Here is a 15,263-nt window from a genome sequence, read left to right as displayed (position 1 = left end):
TGTCCTTATCCCTTCCGGCTCCCCCAGCTTTCTACCCGCCCCATGGGGAATTTTTCGCCGATTGCCTCCATAGGGACGGGCGGCAATGTGCTTTGCGGCTTTGGGAAATCGTGCCGGATTGGCGCCCTCTTTGCCTCGGGCGTTACCAACAGCCGCGGATCAATTCGCGGGCTTAGCCGATCCCGGATCAGCGCCACCGGATGCGTCCGCAGCGTCAGCCGCATGGAGACATAATCCTCCACCACCTCTTCCCCCTCGCTCATCTGCGGTAACAGTACCGCAGGTTCCACAATCCCCTCACCATCCAGATCACCTGCAAATAGCGGCAATTCCTTTTTCGGCGTCAGCGCGCGGGCTGCCCAAAGCGCATCACGCCGCGACAGGCCCAGCGCCGCGAAGGCATCCGCCTCCGCGAGCACCGTAAGCATCCGCGCCTCTACCCCGGCGCGCCGCCAGACGTCTTCCACCGCGCGGTAGCCATTGCCGCGTGCGGCTACGATCCAATCGGCTTCTTCTGCGCGCATCGACTTGATCTGCCGAAACCCCAGCCGCAATGCCAGATCACCACTCTCCGTCCGCTCCATACTGTTGTCCCAGTGCGAGCTGTTTACACAAACCGGCCGCACCTCCACCCCATGTTCCCGCGCATCGCGCACGATCTGGGCGGGCGCATAAAACCCCATCGGCTGCGCATTCAGCAGCGCGCAGGCGAAAATCCCCGGGTGGTGGCATTTGAGCCAAGAGGACGCATAAACCAGCAATGCGAACGAGGCCGCATGGCTTTCAGGGAAGCCATATGACCCAAACCCTTCGATCTGCGAAAAACACCGCTCCGCAAAGTCGCGATCATAGCCTTTGTCGCCCATCCCCTTCAGGAATCGCGTGCGGAAATCGCTGACATTGCCGTGCTTCTTGAACGTCGCCAGCGACCTCCGCAGCCGGTCCGCCTCATCCGGCGTGAACCCTGCCCCGGTGATCGCAATCTGCATCGCCTGTTCCTGAAACAGCGGCACGCCAAGCGTCTTGCCCAACACCCGCCCCAACTCGTCCGAGGGGAACTCCACCGGCTCCTCTCCATTCCGCCGCCGGATGAACGGATGCACCATATCGCCTTGAATGGGCCCGGGCCGGATGATCGCGACCTGAATAACGAGGTCATAAAAACAGCGCGGCCGCATCCGGGGCAGGAAGTTCATCTGCGCCCGGCTTTCTACCTGAAACACACCCAAGCTGTCCGCCGCGCATAGCATATCGTAGGTCGCCGGATCTTCGGGCGGTAAGGTCGCCAGCGTATAGTCGATCTGGTGATGCGTCTGGAGCAGATCAAACGCCTTGCGGACGCAGGTCAACATCCCCAAGGCCAGCACATCCACCTTCAGAATGCCCAACGCATCAATATCATCCTTGTCCCAGCAGATGACCGTTCGATCCTCCATGCTGGCATTCTCAATCGGCACCAGTTCATCCAGCCGCCCTTCGGTGATGACAAAGCCACCAACGTGCTGCGACAGATGCCTTGGAAAGCCGATAATCTCCCCAATCAGGCGGAGGGTCTGCCGCAACCGGGGCGAGGTTGGATCGAGCCCGATCTCCGCCAACCGCTCAAATTCCGGCGCGCCTTTCGACCACGACCCCCAGATTTGGCTCGACAAAGCCGACAGAACATCCTCGCTCAGCCCCATCGCCTTGCCCACTTCGCGCACAGCGCGCTTGCCGCGGTAATGGATCACCGTGGCGCACAGCCCGGCGCGGTGGCGCCCGTAGCGTTCATAGATATGCTGGATCACCTCCTCGCGCCGCTCATGCTCAAAATCGACGTCGATATCGGGCGGCTCATTGCGGGCCTCGCTCACGAACCGCTCGAACACCATCGTTCCGATCTCGGGGCTGACGCTCGTCACGCCAAGCGCGAAACAGGTGATCGAATTGGCCGCCGACCCGCGCCCCTGGCACAGGATGTTGCGGGACCGCGCGAATTTCACGATGTCATGCACCGTCAGGAAATAGGGCTCATATCCCAGCTTCCCGATCAGCGTCAGTTCATGCTCCATCTGCTTGGCCGCGTAATCGGGGATGCCCCCCGGATAGCGCCATTCCAGCCCTGCACGGGCCAGTCGCGCCAGCCGTTCGCTGGCCGTCTCATCCTCGGTGATCTCGCTCGGGTATTCGTACCGCAGGCTTTGGATGTCGAACCGGCACCTTTCTGCGATCTCAACCGACCGCGCCACCGCGTCTTCATAGCCCTCAAAGATCCGCGCCATCTCGGACGGGCTACGCAGGCGCTGTTCGGCATTGGCCTGCGCGGCGGTTCCAAGCTCTTCCACCCGAATACCCATCCGCACGCAGGTCAGAATATCGGTCAGGCGTCGGCGCGACCCGTGATGCATCAGCGGCCGGGCTGACGCGATCGTTTGCAGCCCAAGGCTCTCTGCCAGCCGCGTCTGGCTGGCAAAACGCGTGGCGTCCTGCCCGTCATAAAGCGGCGAAAGGCACAGCGATGGCGCCAGTTTCGCCACCCGCTCCGCCTGTTTGAGCCAGCGTTTGGTGGTCCGCGCGGGCGCATGCAGCAGCAGCTCCAACCCGGTGTGCCGTTCCAGCAGATCGTCGATACGCAGATCACAGGTGCCTTTCTCGGCCCTCAACCGCCCCGTCGACAGCAACCGACACAGGCTCGCCCAACCGCTGCGATCCCGGGGCAGGGCGGTGATCTCGACACCCTCGGCAAACACCAACCGGCTGGCGGGTAGCAGGCGGGGAACATGGTCAATCGGCGCGCGGGGCGCGGGCGGAACATGGTCGGGTCGGGGTGGCCCGATTGGATCTTTCGCAGCCTCTTTCGCGTCTTCGATCTCCTCCCCGATCTTGTGCAACTCCGCCCAGGCCCGCACGACGCCCGCGACCGAGTTCTCATCAGCAATCGCAATCGCCTCCACCCCCAGAAGCGCCGCCCGCCGCGCGTATTCCTCGGGGTGAGAGCCCCCCGTCAGGAAGGTGAAATTTGACGTGATGGAGAGCTCTACGAATCTCATGGGTCGGATTATATTCACGTTTTGTTCTTTTGTGGAGAACGATGAAAGATCTGTCGCTCATCCTCCGCGTCAGACCGCGCTTGCGAGATGACATCGCCACCACATCAGCCGTCGAATCTTGCACAAGAAATGCGTGAAACCATTCCCAGATGGGAGAAAATTGGCCGTCATTGACCAGAAAACTCCTCCCAAATAGGAACAAATCCTCCCAAATGGGAGGACTTTACTCGCTGGATTTGCGCGTCAGGCCGTACTTTTCGGCCACCCGCCAGACGTGATCCGGCACCATATTCTTGACCCGCGCAGGATGCGCGCGGCGCAGGTGAAGGATCGTCTCAATCGCCTTCATCTCAACCCGTGCGCGGGCAAATTCCAGCCCGCGTGGCCCGATCCTCGGCTGAAGAAACGACACGACAGGCCGCAGCCAATCAGGCATACGCCGCAACGGCATTCCGCCCGCCGCACGCTCGGTGTTCGCAAGAAAGCCTTTCACCGCGCTCTCGCGTTTTCCTTTATCTGTCAGAGGCTTGATCTCTATCCGGTCGCCTAAAGCCTCCAGCATCTCCACCCCACGATGGTTGCGCGTGATCACCCATTGATCGCCGTCACCGCCCATATATCCGACCGTGATGTCGGCCAGCCGATTGGTATAATCCACGCATGTCTTGCAGGTGAGCGGGAAGAAATCATCGTCCAACTGGCTGATCGGAAGGCTCAGAAACGGCACGACCCGCGGCTTACGGCCATCATCAAAGCGAAGTTCCACCTTATAATCGGCGCGGAATTCAAGGTAGCTGACCGTCTCTGGCCTGTCGTCTAACAGACTGAGAAAATGATGAAAATTCTCAGTTGTGGTATTGTCCGAACATGGCGTTCCGATCACATAGAGCCGCTCTAGCCCAAGGTCTTCTTCGATCTGCCGAAGCGCGTAAACCTGGCACGGTATGCCCACCACCGCGATACGCGTGTGACCAGCTTCCATCGCAGGCTCCAACGCCGCTAGCGTCGGCCCGTACCCCATCCGCATCCCTCGGCATTGCGCCATATTCTCCGGCTCCGTCACGATCACCGGCATTGGTTTCCAGCGATCCTCCGGGTCCGGCGCGACGGCCAGAACCGCCGTGACCGCGCCGTTGCGCAGCAATTCGGCGGCTAATTCTGTTGTGATTCCAGTCCATTGCGCGCCTGGCATGGGCGCAGCCAATCGCGCCCGCTGCATCGCAAGCGTGACGCCAAAGAAACCTTCATCGCCAAGCGCCTCATCGGCGTGTCGACCATGCACTCGATGCTCAGCCTCGGGGTAATCGGGTTGAATAAACTGGCATGCCTTTCCGCACGCTTTCCCATCACCCATCCGACTGATCCCGCAATCCGTACAGAGGCCAGCCCGAGGTGCGGCACCCAGGTGTGGGGCAAAAAAGCCCATTGGATTCATATCTTTAGGCAATTTCCGAAGGCTCCAGAAGACACCGAAGACTGCGGGATGAGGCCCAATATGTCAACGTAAGTTTACATACTCGAAAGTGGCGACCCCGGCAGGATTCGAACCTGCAACCTGCCCCTTAGGAGGGGGCTGCTCTATCCAGTTGAGCCACGGGGCCGACCATTTGTTTGTCTGCGATTTATGCCCGTGCCGCAAGCGCTTGCGGAGGTGTGCCGGGCAAGCGTATCAAGGGCGAAAGGCGCACACGACCAAAGGACGACCCCTTGCGCGGAAGAAATCCATTCGATGGCAAACCGCAGATGACCCTGCGCGATGTGGCCGACGCTGCCGGCGTCAGCGAAATGACAGTCAGCCGCGTGTTGCGAAACCGGGGCGATGTGTCGGTGCAAACGCGTGAGCGCGTGTTCGAAGCGGCCCGCAAACTAGGATACGTGCCCAACAAAATCGCGGGTGCGTTGGCGTCAAACCGCGTGAACCTTGTTGGCGTTGTGATCCCGTCGCTTTCCAACATGGTCTTCCCGGATGTGCTGCATGGCATCGGTGCCGTGCTTGATGGGACGGATCTGCAACCCGTCATCGGAACCTCGCAATACGATGCCGAGAAAGAGGAGAAGGTCATCTACGAGATGCTCTCCTGGCGTCCGTCCGGTCTGATCGTTGCAGGGCTGGAGCATACCGATTCCGCCCGCGCAATGATGCGGGCAGCAGGTGTTCCGGTGGTCGAGGTCATGGATGTTGACGGTGATCCGGTCGCAGGTGTGGTCGGCATCAGCCACGAAGCGGCAGGTCGGTTCATGGCCAATGAAATCGTTGCCCGGGGCTACAAGCGCATCGGGTATCTTGGTTCCAGTTCCAACGCAGATGCGCGCGCGCAAAAGCGCTATCGCGGTTTCAAGGCGGGTCTGGCTGAGGCGGGTGTCGGTCTTGCAGATGAGATTTTCTATGATGGGGCATCTGGCTTTGGCACCGGACGAGGTATGACGAAGGCCTTGCTTGACCGAACGCCAGATCTCGATTTTCTCTATTATAACACAGATATGAATGCTGCAGGTGGACTGCTCTACTGCCTTGAGAAAGGCATGCGTATTCCGGATGAGATCGGGCTGGCTGGGTTCAATTCTTTTGAAGTATTGGATGGCCTGCCGATGCGTATCGCGACCATGGACAGCCAGCGCGATGCGATTGGTCGGAAGGCAGCGGAGGTGATGGTCGCCAACCAGCTGACTTCGGAAGTGATCCAACTTGAGCCTGAGTTTTTGCCCGGTGATACGGTGCGAAACGCCTAATCGGCGCTCAGCACTCAGGCAGGTTCACAGCCAAACCGCCTTGGCTGGTTTCCTTGTACTTTGTGCTCATATCAAGGCCCGTCTGGCGCATGGCCTCAATGCAATTGTCGAGCGGCATGAAGTGTGTGCCATCCCCGCGCAGGGCAAGGGATGCTGCTGAAACGGCCTTGATAGCGCCCAACCCATTTCGCTCGATGCAGGGCACCTGAACAAGGCCAGCAACCGGGTCGCATGTCATACCCAGGTGATGTTCCAAGGCAATCTCAGCGGCATTTTCGATCTGCTCGTTCGTGCCCCCAAGGGCCGCACAAAGGCCTGCGGCGGCCATCGCAGACGCGCTTCCAACCTCGCCCTGACAGCCGACCTCGGCCCCTGAAATCGACGCATTGTGCTTGATCAGCCCGCCAATGGCGGCGGCGGTCATGAGGAACGTCCTGCGGCCTTCCTCGGTCGCGCCGATGCAGTGGTCGCGGTAGTAGCGCAGTACTGCAGGCACAACGCCTGCCGCCCCGTTGGTGGGGGAGGTCACCACGCGCCCACCGGCGGCGTTCTCCTCATTTACGGCCATCGCGTACACGCTGAGCCAATCGTTGGCTACGTGCGGTTGAGCGAGGTTTGTGCCTGCCTCGGCTTTCAGTTGGTCATAGATGTTCTTGGCGCGGCGCTTCACGGCCAGGCCGCCGGGCAATTCGCCCTCCATCCGCAAACCGCGGTCGATGCAATCGTCCATGGCTTTCCAAACGCCATCGAGGCGGGTCTGAACCTCGGCTCGGGGGGAAAGAGCAGCTTCATTTTCCCACTTCATCTGGGCGATGGTTTTGCCGGTCCCGTGACCCATGGCCAGCATCTCCTGGGCTGAGCCGAACGGATGAGGGAAACCAGCCTCTTCCTTCTCGGCGTGCAGGGCGTCCGGGCCCTCACCCTGGCCTTCGAGTTCGGATGCAGTCAGCACGAATCCGCCGCCGATCGAATAGTAGGTTTCCTCAAGATACAGGTTTCCGGCATCATCGTAGGCGCGCAGGATCATGCCATTGGCGTGGCCGGGCAGGGTGCGGTCGTAGTCGAAGATCAGGTCGGTCTCGGGCTGGAATTTCAGCGGCGGAAGGTCGGGTGGTGTGACCATACCGCTGGCGTGAATCTCCGCCTCCAACTCTGCGGCGCGGTCCGGGTCGAGCGTGGCAGGCTCAAAGCCGGCAAAACCAAGCACAATGGCGCGATCGGTGGCGTGACCCTTTCCAGTGAAGGCGAGCGAGCCGTGCAGAGATGCGCCAAGGCCCGCGAGCGTACCGGCACCGGGTTCCTTCTCGCGGCCTGAGCGAAGGTCGTCCAGAAACCGGGCCGCCGCTGTCATTGGGCCCATGGTGTGGGACGAAGACGGGCCAACGCCGATTTTGAAGATGTCGAAGATGGATAAGAACATGATGCGCGGTTTAGCGTGCATCACGCGCATTTCGAAAGGGGCCCGCGACAGGATTGCGTGTATTTGCGACGCTATTGGGGGAGAAAAATGGTGAGCCCGACAGGATTCGAACCTGTGACCAATTGATTAAAAGTCAACTGCTCTACCAACTGAGCTACGGGCCCACTCAGGGGCGCGTACCTAAGAGGCGGCCCGCGCGTCGTCAAGCGAAAATCCGGCTGCCCCTTTGAAGTTACGTGCCGCGCGCGTATATGCGCAGAATGTCCAGAAAAGACTCATATCCCGGCCTGCCGTTCCTGAAGATGCATGGCCTTGGCAACGACTTCGTTATCGTCGACACGCGGGGCGAGTCGCGGGCCATTACGCCTGCCTTGGCGCAAGCTTTGGGGGACCGACATCGCGGTGTGGGATTCGATCAGTTGGCTGTCGTTGAGTCGGGCACAGACACGGACTTAGAGCTGACATTCTGGAACGCAGACGGCTCCACCGCTGGGGCCTGTGGCAACGCGACCCGCTGCATCGCGCGGCGCGAGATGGAGCTGACCGGTAATCACCGCATCACCCTGCGGACCGAGCGCGGTATTCTTGAAGCCGTTGATGAGGGCAGCGGCCTGACCTCGGTAAACATGGGCCAACCGGTCATGTCGTGGCAGGGGATTCCGCTGAAGGGCGCATGTGACACGCTGCACCTTCCGATTGATGGCGCGCCCGTGGCGACGGGCATGGGCAATCCGCATTGCACCTTCTTTGTCGATGATGCGGATGAGGTAAATCTGGAGAAATTGGGTGCGAAATTTGAGCATCACCCGTTGTTCCCCGAACGCACCAATGTGCAGTTCGCCCATGTGATCGGCGCTGATCATCTTCGGATGCGGGTATGGGAGCGGGGGGTGGGCGTCACGCTGGCCTCTGGCTCTTCCTCCTGCGCGGTGGCCGTGGCTGCGGCGCGGCGCGGCCTGACCGGGCGGAAGGTACGGCTGACGCTGGATGGTGGCGAGATCGCGATTGATTGGCGCGATGACGGCGTCTGGATGACCGGCCCGACCGCGCATGTTTTCTCTGGTGAGTTGACGCCGGCGTTTCTGGACAGCCTCAAATGAGCAACCCGCCAGTGTTCCACACACTCGGCTGTCGGCTGAACGCCTACGAGACCGAGGCGATGCGCGAGATGACGCAATCCGCCGGTGTGGGCGACGCGGTGATCGTAAACACCTGTGCGGTAACGTCCGAGGCGGTGCGTAAAGCACGGCAGGAAATCCGTAAGCTGCGCCGCGACAATCCCAATGCGCGGTTGATCGTAACAGGCTGTGCTGCGCAGACTGAACCCCAGACCTTTGAGGCAATGGATGAGGTCGATCTGGTTCTCGGCAACACCGAGAAGATGCAACCCGAGACATGGGCCAACCTGCCTGCTGATTTCATAGGAGAGACCGAGAAAGTCCGTGTCGATGACATCATGTCGGTTGAGGAAACTGCCGGGCACCTGATCGACGGGTTCGGGCGGCACCGCGCTTACGTGCAGGTTCAGAACGGATGCGACCACCGCTGCACTTTCTGTATTATTCCTTATGGTAGGGGCAATTCGCGCTCCGTGCCGGCCGGCGTGGTTGTGGAACAGATCAAGCGGCTGGTGGATCGCGGCTTCAACGAGGTCGTTCTTACGGGGGTGGACCTTACTTCATGGGGCGCTGATCTGCCGGGAGAGCCGAAACTTGGCGATTTGGTCATGCGCATCCTCAGACTGGTGCCGGATTTGCCCCGGATGCGCATCAGTTCCATCGACTCGATTGAGGTGGACGAGAACCTGATGCAGGCGATTGCGACCGAGCCGCGCTTGATGCCGCACCTTCACCTCTCGCTTCAGCATGGTGACGACCTGATCCTCAAACGGATGAAGCGCCGCCATTTACGTGACGATGCTATTGCGTTTTGCGAGGAAGCAAAGCGTCTGCGACCGGACATGACCTTCGGAGCGGACATTATTGCCGGGTTTCCGACCGAGACGGATGACCATTTCCTGAACTCGCTGAAGCTTGTCGAAGACTGCGATCTGACATGGCTGCACGTCTTCCCCTACAGCCCGCGCCCCGGCACACCTGCCGCCCGAATGCCGCAGGTCAACGGCAAAGCCATCAAGGACCGCGCGGCGCAGCTTCGGCGTAAGGGGGAAGAACGGGTAAAGTCTCACCTGTCCAAACAGATAGGGCAGAAACACAACATACTTGTCGAAAAGCCGCGCTTGGGGCGCACGGAACAGTTCGCCGAGGTTGTGTTCCACCATGATCAGCCCGAGGGACAGATTGTCCAAGCCAGGATCTCTGGCGCAACGGAACGTCAACTTGTGGCGCTTAACCAGTAACGACCGCAAGTACTAAGGAAGGCCATGCATCCTAATCCAGCATTCCGCGGGGAACCGAAGTTCATGAACCTTGCCATGTGCCGCAAGCGCGGCTTCGGCATGTTGAGCATGAATGCCGATCCGGCCCCTCTGATCAGTCATGTGCCATTCTTTCTGGACGACAGTGGTGAAATGGCCGAATTGCACCTTGTGCGGTCCAATCCAATCGCGCGCGCTGTTCAGGCTCCGACCCCGGCGGTGATCGCCGTGATGGGGCCTGATGGCTATGTCTCGCCTGATTGGTATGAAACGCCGGATCAGGTGCCGACTTGGAACTATGTCGCCGTCCATTTGCGTGGAACGATTGAGCCAATGGATGGCGGTTTGATGCGTGAACATCTGGACCGGCTCTCTGCGCATTTCGAAGGGCGGCTTTCCCCCAAGCCAGCGTGGACGACAGGCAAGATGTCTGACGAGGCGTTGGAACGGATGATGCGCCAGATTCTGCCGTTCAAATTCATGGTGGAAGAAGTCGAAGGTACGTGGAAGCTGAACCAGAACAAAAGCGATGAGGCCCGCCAGGGAGCCGCGGAGCAGATCAAGCAAAGCCCCATCGGCCATGAGCTTGAGACATTAGGTGCGTTGATGACCGGCGGCGTCCCGTCGATAGACAAGGGCAGTTCGCTTACCTACATCTAAGAGAACCAGTCCCGAGGAGGAGCGGTTCTTATGGCACTTCAACTGACACCCTTTGCGGCGATGGCCCTGCGCTATGGCGCGGTGGCGACTGCAGGCTTTGTTGCGGCGCGCTTTATTCCGCGTGGACGCTTTCCCAAGGCGGTCGAGGCGCAGATGGACGCGGCGCCCCGCGGCCTGCGCGTTCGGCGGGCGGCCGGTCAGATCTGTGGCTCTGCACGGGTGGTGCGCGACACAAGATTGGGTCGGTTCGGCCCCAAATTTCGGATTGATGGAACGGCGCTTGCGCGTCTCAAGATAAGGCGGCTGACATGATGGAATTGCTTGGCTCGGGCGCGTCCCCGTTTGTCCGCAAAGCGCGGACTTTGGTTGTAGAAGCGGGCATTACGGACATTCCGTATGTGGAGGTAACTGCCTCACCGATGGGAGGCGAGGACAAGATCAACGCGGCGAACCCGTTGGGCAAGATCCCAGCTCTGACGCGTGACAGTGGCCCGACGATTTACGACAGCAATGTCATCTGCCGTTTTCTGGACGATCACGCCATGGCGGGCCTCTACCCGGAGGCGCGGTTGTGGGAAGTGCTGACGCTGGAGGCCACTGGCGACGGCATCATGGAAGCCGCCGTCGGTATGATCTACGAGCAGCGTTTCCGCCCGAAAACGAAGATCTGGACGCCGTGGTTCGAGGCGCAATGGACCAAGATCAACCGTGCGCTTGACACGATCGAACGCCAATGGTTGAGCCATCTGCACGGCCCAGTTGATATGGGCCAGGTCAGCGTGGCCTGCGCGCTTGGCTATCTTGATTTCCGCTTCCCCGATGACGATTGGCGCACCGGGCAGGAGGCGCTGGCCGCGTGGTACGCCAAGTTTGCCGAGCGTCCTTCCATGGTGGCGACGGCACCGGCGTGAAAATCACCCTTGCGACGACGGAAGCCGAGCGGCAGGCCTGTTTCGATGTGCGTGACGCTGTCTTCACCATCGAGCAGGGGATCACCGATCCGCCTGACATAGACGAATACGATGCCGATGCCCTGCACTACCTTGCGCAGGACGAGACGGGCGTTGCGGGCACGGCGCGTATCGTGGCCAAGGGCGAAACCGCAAAGATCGGGCGCGTTGCCGTCCTAAAGTCCCATCGTGGGATCGGCCTTGGTGCGCAAATCATGCGGGCCATTCTGGACGACGCCAAAGCGCGTGGGTTCGAATTTGCCGCCCTCGAAAGCCAGGTCCATGCCATCGCCTTCTATGAGCGGCTCGGGTTCGAGGCAGACGGGCCGGATTATGATGATGGATCCGGCATCATGCACCGGATGATGCAGGCCAAGCTGTAACGCGGTAATGCTGGCGGGAGTCTGACAGGAGGCTTCCAAAGGTCGGTGGCGCTTACACAATGTTCGTCGTATGTTCCTAAAAAGCGGGAGACATGCGATGCCAACAGGGCCGAAGCTAAACCGAAGCCTGCGGGCCTTTATCGAGCGTCAGAAGCTGTTCTTCGTTGCCACCGCAGCGCCGGAAGGGCGGGTGAATCTATCGCCCAAAGGTGCCGACAGCCTGCGTATCGTCAGCGACACACATATCCGGTGGCTCAACCTATCTGGCAGCGGCAATGAAACCGCCGGACATTTGCGGAAATCCAATCGCATGACCCTGATGTTCTGTGCATTCGAGGGCGACGCGCTGATCCTGCGCGTCTACGGCACCGCAAGCACGTTGCACCCGCGCGATTCCGGATGGGCCGAGGCCGCCGCGGACTTCCCCGAAATGGCTGGCACGCGGCAGATCTTCGACATGCACATTGATCTTGTTCAGACATCTTGCGGAACCGGTGTGCCGCTCATGCCGTTTGAGGCGGACCGTGTGCACTCCGAACTTTTGCCGTTTTATGCCGAAATGGGCGAGGATGGCGTGCAGGATTATTGGCAGCGCAAGAATACCGAAACCATTGATGGCTACCCAACAGGTCTGTTCGAGGATTAGGGCCGTTTCAACCTGTGGCCGCGCGCATGTGCAGCGAAGTCGCCCAGAAAGGGCAGGCATCGGGAAGAATGCGACATTTCAGCCCCCATGCGCGCGTTTGTCCGCTGGACGCCTATAACATCAGACAGTAACAGCAGCGCAAGCTGGGTGGCGGAAAGATTCCGTGGCCCTCTTTGCAGTTTCCCCAGGTCTCGGAGACGTCCGGACCCCAGAGAGAGAACAGGAGAGCTCGTGTCACACGCAGAGGATCCTTCCGGCGAACGCCGGGACTTTCTGTACTACGCAACCGCCGGCACTGGCGTTGTCGTGGCAGGCGCGGCCGCATGGCCGCTTGTGAATTCCATGAACCCGTCCGCTGACACGCGTGCGGCCAGCCAGATGCGCGTTGACGTGTCGGGCGTGGCAGAAGGCTCGCAGCTGACGGTTTTATTCTTGGGCAAACCCATTTTCATTCGTCGTCGTACCGCGGAAGAGATTGAATCGGCCCGTGCCGTGGAAGTGTCCGAGCTTCCCGATCCTGAATCGCGCAACGCAAATGACGAAGCGGCCGATGCAGCCGACGCCAACCGCACGCTTGCCCCGTTTGAGGGCGATGATACGGGCGAATGGCTTGTGATGCAGGGCGTGTGCACGCACTTGGGTTGCGTCCCGCTTGGCGACGGTGCCGGTGACTTTGGCGGCTGGTTCTGCCCTTGCCACGGTTCGCACTACGACGCCGCTGGCCGTATCCGTCGGGGGCCTGCGCCCCGGAACCTGCCCATCCCGGCGGCAGAGTTCATCGACGAATCCACCATTTTGCTCGGTTAACGGAGGAAGAACACGATGTCTGGTATTCCCCACGACCACTACGAACCGAATTCGCGCGGCGAAAAGTGGCTTCACCGCCGCCTGCCGATCGTCGGTTTGATGTACGACACCCTGATGATCCCCACACCCAAGAACCTGAATTGGATGTGGATCTGGGGCATCGTGCTTGTCTTCACACTGGTGATGCAGATTATCACTGGTATCCTTTTGGTGATGCACTACACGCCGCATGTGGACCTGGCCTTTGCCTCGGTCGAACACATCATGCGCAACGTGAACGGGGGGTGGGCGATCCGCTACATCCACCAGAACGGTGCCTCGCTGTTCTTCATCGCGGTGTATCTGCACATCTTCCGCGGCCTCTACTACGGCTCCTACAAGGCCCCGCGTGAGGTGACGTGGATCATCGGTATGCTGATCTACGTGTTGATGATGGGCACGGCGTTCATGGGCTACGTTCTGCCTTGGGGTCAGATGTCCTTCTGGGGTGCAACCGTGATCACCGGCCTCTTTGGCGCGATCCCTTTCATCGGTGAATCGATCCAGACCTGGCTTCTGGGCGGGCCCGCCGTGGACAACGCCACGCTGAACCGCTTCCTGTCGCTGCATTATCTGCTGCCCTTCCTGATCCTGGGCCTCGTGATCGTGCACGTCTGGGCGTTCCACACGACCGGCAACAACAACCCCACGGGTGTTGAAGTGCGCCGCACGTCGAAGGCAGAAGCCGAGAAAGATACGCTGCCGTTCTGGCCCTACTTCGTGATCAAGGACCTCTTCGCGCTTGCCGTGATCCTGGTCGCCTTCTTCGCGGTCGTGGGCTTCATGCCAAACTACCTTGGCCACCCGGACAACTATATCGAGGCGAACCCGCTGGCGACGCCGGCACACATCGTGCCCGAATGGTACTTCCTGCCGTTCTACGCAATCCTGCGCGCCTTCGATAACGAGGTCTGGATCGTGATTGCCGCCAACTTCCTAACCGGTGGCATCGTCGATGCAGCCTTCTTCGGTGTGGTTGCGATGTTCGGTGCAATCGTGGTGATGGCCCTGGCCCCATGGCTCGACACGTCGTCGGTCCGCTCGGGTCGCTATCGCCCGATGTTCAAGGCATGGTTCTGGGTTTTCATCGTGAACTTCTTCGTTCTGATGTGGGTCGGTGCGCGCCCGGCGGAAGGGATCTATCCCTACATCGCCCTGATCGGCTCCACCTACTGGTTCGCCTACTTCCTGGTGATCCTGCCGCTTCTGGGTGTGATCGAGAAGCCGCTGCCGCAGCCCTCGACCATCGAAGAGGACTTCAACGAACATGTCGGCGGTGGGTCTTCGGGCACCCCCGGCTCCGGTACGGCCGCAGCGCCGACCCCGGCAGAGTGAGAGAGAGGAAACTGACGATGTTCAGGAAACTTGCAATCAGCGCCACTGCGGCGCTGGCCCTCACCTCCGGCGCGGCACATGCTGCGGGTGGCGCGGGTTACGTTGAAAACTACGCCTTCTCGTTTGAAGGCCCGTTCGGCACGTTCGATCAGAACCAGCTTCAGCGCGGCCTTCAGGTCTACACCGAAATCTGCTCAGGCTGTCATGGCCTGCAGTACGTCCCCATCCGTACCCTTGCAGATGAGGGCGGCATCGGTTGGACCGAGGAGGAGGTGCTGGAATACATCGACCAGAACTTCATCGAGGTCTACGATCCCGACCTGCAGGACTGGCGGGCAGCAACGCCCAACGACAACTTCCCCGTCAATGACGGTGTTGGCGCACCGGACCTGAGCCTTATGGCCAAGGCGCGCACGGGTTTCAGCGGCCCCTACGGTCTCGGGATCAACCCCCTGATCAACGGGATCGGTGGCCCGGAATACATCGCTTCGCTTCTGACCCACTACACGGGCGAAGAGGTCGAGCAGTATGGCGCGATCCTGTATGAAAACGAGACGATGGAAGGTGGGCTGATCTCCATGGCGCCGCCGCTTTGGGAAGATGCGGTTGAATATGCCGATGGAACGCCCGCAACAGTGGACCAGATGGCACAGGACGTTGCTGCGTTCCTGATGTGGACGGCTGAGCCGCACATGATGGCCCGCAAGCAGATGGGCTTCCTCGCGGTCATCATCCTCGGCATCTTTTCGGTCCTGCTGTACCTGACCAACAAGCGCCTTTGGGCACCGGTCAAGGCAGCTGCCAAGCGTGGCACTCAGGCCGCCGAGTAATCGGTCTAACGATCTGAAATTGAAACGCGCCCCACTGTGGGGCGCGTTTTTTTTGTG

General features: G+C 60.4%; 14 protein-coding genes and 2 tRNA genes. 11 read left to right on the top strand and 5 right to left on the bottom strand.

All coding sequences use genetic code 11. The features are described 5' to 3' along the window. Nucleotides 1-5: 5 nt before the first annotated feature. The 3 genes from V8J81_RS16620 to V8J81_RS16610 all read right to left on the bottom strand — a co-directional run bounded on the left by V8J81_RS16620 (nucleotide 6) and on the right by V8J81_RS16610 (nucleotide 4,630). Nucleotides 6-3,029 carry an error-prone DNA polymerase gene (locus V8J81_RS16620; protein WP_368476864.1) on the bottom strand — a complete coding sequence of 1,008 codons (3,024 nt, stop codon included), beginning with the start codon at nucleotides 3,027-3,029 and terminating at the stop codon, nucleotides 6-8. A 223-nt stretch (nucleotides 3,030-3,252) separates the two neighbouring features. Continuing rightward, nucleotides 3,253-4,455: a Coenzyme F420 hydrogenase/dehydrogenase, beta subunit C-terminal domain gene (locus V8J81_RS16615; RefSeq protein ID WP_368476863.1), complete on the bottom strand. Its 1,203-nt coding sequence runs from the start codon at nucleotides 4,453-4,455 to the stop codon at nucleotides 3,253-3,255. Between the two features lie 98 nt (nucleotides 4,456-4,553). Beyond that, nucleotides 4,554-4,630: transfer RNA gene (locus V8J81_RS16610), tRNA-Arg, on the bottom strand. Between the two features lie 142 nt (nucleotides 4,631-4,772). Between V8J81_RS16610 and V8J81_RS16605 the strand changes: the two genes are divergently transcribed. Next, nucleotides 4,773-5,759 (top strand): LacI family DNA-binding transcriptional regulator, encoded by a 987-nt coding sequence (locus V8J81_RS16605; RefSeq protein WP_368476862.1) that lies wholly within the window; start codon nucleotides 4,773-4,775, stop codon nucleotides 5,757-5,759. Nucleotides 5,760-5,766: 7 nt separating this feature from the next. Here the strand turns inward: V8J81_RS16605 and V8J81_RS16600 are convergent, their stop codons facing one another. Both V8J81_RS16600 and V8J81_RS16595 read right to left on the bottom strand, forming a co-directional pair. Further along, on the bottom strand, nucleotides 5,767-7,179 hold the full coding sequence (locus tag V8J81_RS16600) for an L-serine ammonia-lyase (RefSeq protein ID WP_368476861.1): 1,413 nt from the start codon (nucleotides 7,177-7,179) through the stop codon (nucleotides 5,767-5,769). A gap of 88 nt (nucleotides 7,180-7,267) precedes the next feature. Continuing rightward, nucleotides 7,268-7,343: transfer RNA gene (locus tag V8J81_RS16595), tRNA-Lys, on the bottom strand. 87 nt (nucleotides 7,344-7,430) lie between these two features. Here V8J81_RS16595 and dapF point away from each other — a divergent pair. The 10 genes from dapF (at nucleotide 7,431) to V8J81_RS16545 (ending at nucleotide 15,206) form a co-directional block, all read left to right on the top strand. Further along, nucleotides 7,431-8,279 (top strand): diaminopimelate epimerase, encoded by an 849-nt coding sequence (dapF, locus tag V8J81_RS16590; RefSeq protein ID WP_368476860.1) that lies wholly within the window; start codon nucleotides 7,431-7,433, stop codon nucleotides 8,277-8,279. Continuing rightward, on the top strand, nucleotides 8,276-9,538 hold the full coding sequence (gene mtaB, locus V8J81_RS16585) for a tRNA (N(6)-L-threonylcarbamoyladenosine(37)-C(2))-methylthiotransferase MtaB (protein WP_368476859.1): 1,263 nt from the start codon (nucleotides 8,276-8,278) through the stop codon (nucleotides 9,536-9,538). The genes dapF and mtaB overlap by 4 nt, the downstream gene beginning before the upstream one ends. Before the next feature lie 24 nt (nucleotides 9,539-9,562). Beyond that, a complete protein-coding gene (locus V8J81_RS16580; RefSeq protein ID WP_368476858.1) occupies nucleotides 9,563-10,216 on the top strand; it encodes an FMN-binding negative transcriptional regulator in 654 nt (217 codons plus the stop codon). Nucleotides 10,217-10,246: 30 nt separating this feature from the next. Next, complete coding sequence (locus tag V8J81_RS16575) at nucleotides 10,247-10,528, top strand: hypothetical protein (RefSeq protein WP_368476857.1); 282 nt, start codon at nucleotides 10,247-10,249, stop codon at nucleotides 10,526-10,528. After that, the gene (locus V8J81_RS16570; RefSeq protein ID WP_368477666.1) at nucleotides 10,528-11,127 is read left to right on the top strand and encodes a glutathione S-transferase family protein; all 600 of its coding nucleotides are present in this window, start codon (nucleotides 10,528-10,530) and stop codon (nucleotides 11,125-11,127) included. Before V8J81_RS16575 ends, V8J81_RS16570 begins: the two co-directional genes overlap by 1 nt. Next, nucleotides 11,124-11,549: a GNAT family N-acetyltransferase gene (locus tag V8J81_RS16565; protein WP_368476856.1), complete on the top strand. Its 426-nt coding sequence runs from the start codon at nucleotides 11,124-11,126 to the stop codon at nucleotides 11,547-11,549. The genes V8J81_RS16570 and V8J81_RS16565 overlap by 4 nt, the downstream gene beginning before the upstream one ends. 97 nt (nucleotides 11,550-11,646) lie before the next feature. Beyond that, nucleotides 11,647-12,195 carry a pyridoxamine 5'-phosphate oxidase family protein gene (locus tag V8J81_RS16560; RefSeq protein ID WP_368476855.1) on the top strand — a complete coding sequence of 183 codons (549 nt, stop codon included), beginning with the start codon at nucleotides 11,647-11,649 and terminating at the stop codon, nucleotides 12,193-12,195. 231 nt (nucleotides 12,196-12,426) lie between these two features. Further along, a complete protein-coding gene (petA, locus tag V8J81_RS16555) occupies nucleotides 12,427-13,002 on the top strand; it encodes a ubiquinol-cytochrome c reductase iron-sulfur subunit (protein ID WP_368476854.1) in 576 nt (191 codons plus the stop codon). 15 nt (nucleotides 13,003-13,017) lie between these two features. Further along, the gene (locus tag V8J81_RS16550; RefSeq protein WP_368476853.1) at nucleotides 13,018-14,376 is read left to right on the top strand and encodes a cytochrome b; all 1,359 of its coding nucleotides are present in this window, start codon (nucleotides 13,018-13,020) and stop codon (nucleotides 14,374-14,376) included. 17 nt (nucleotides 14,377-14,393) lie between these two features. Continuing rightward, on the top strand, nucleotides 14,394-15,206 hold the full coding sequence (locus V8J81_RS16545) for a cytochrome c1 (RefSeq protein ID WP_368476852.1): 813 nt from the start codon (nucleotides 14,394-14,396) through the stop codon (nucleotides 15,204-15,206). Nucleotides 15,207-15,263 lie beyond the last annotated feature (57 nt).

Source organism: Gymnodinialimonas sp. 202GB13-11 (assembly GCF_040932485.1).
In the GTDB taxonomy this organism is placed as follows: Bacteria; Pseudomonadota; Alphaproteobacteria; order Rhodobacterales; family Rhodobacteraceae; genus Gymnodinialimonas; species Gymnodinialimonas hymeniacidonis.
This window is presented reverse-complemented; position numbering and strand designations above follow the sequence as displayed.

Excerpts from the sequence above, each read along its gene's own strand:
- V8J81_RS16620 (WP_368476864.1), bottom strand. The coding sequence starts at position 3,029 with ATGAGATTCGTAGAGCTCTCCATCACGTCAAATTTCACCTTCCTGACG.
- V8J81_RS16615 (WP_368476863.1), bottom strand. The coding sequence starts at position 4,455 with ATGGGCTTTTTTGCCCCACACCTGGGTGCCGCACCTCGGGCTGGCCTC.
- V8J81_RS16605 (WP_368476862.1), top strand. The coding sequence starts at position 4,773 with ATGACCCTGCGCGATGTGGCCGACGCTGCCGGCGTCAGCGAAATGACA.
- V8J81_RS16600 (WP_368476861.1), bottom strand. The coding sequence starts at position 7,179 with ATGTTCTTATCCATCTTCGACATCTTCAAAATCGGCGTTGGCCCGTCT.
- dapF (WP_368476860.1), top strand. The coding sequence starts at position 7,431 with ATGCGCAGAATGTCCAGAAAAGACTCATATCCCGGCCTGCCGTTCCTG.
- mtaB (WP_368476859.1), top strand. The coding sequence starts at position 8,276 with ATGAGCAACCCGCCAGTGTTCCACACACTCGGCTGTCGGCTGAACGCC.
- V8J81_RS16580 (WP_368476858.1), top strand. The coding sequence starts at position 9,563 with ATGCATCCTAATCCAGCATTCCGCGGGGAACCGAAGTTCATGAACCTT.
- V8J81_RS16575 (WP_368476857.1), top strand. The coding sequence starts at position 10,247 with ATGGCACTTCAACTGACACCCTTTGCGGCGATGGCCCTGCGCTATGGC.
- V8J81_RS16570 (WP_368477666.1), top strand. The coding sequence starts at position 10,528 with ATGGAATTGCTTGGCTCGGGCGCGTCCCCGTTTGTCCGCAAAGCGCGG.
- V8J81_RS16560 (WP_368476855.1), top strand. The coding sequence starts at position 11,647 with ATGCCAACAGGGCCGAAGCTAAACCGAAGCCTGCGGGCCTTTATCGAG.
- V8J81_RS16550 (WP_368476853.1), top strand. The coding sequence starts at position 13,018 with ATGTCTGGTATTCCCCACGACCACTACGAACCGAATTCGCGCGGCGAA.
- V8J81_RS16545 (WP_368476852.1), top strand. The coding sequence starts at position 14,394 with ATGTTCAGGAAACTTGCAATCAGCGCCACTGCGGCGCTGGCCCTCACC.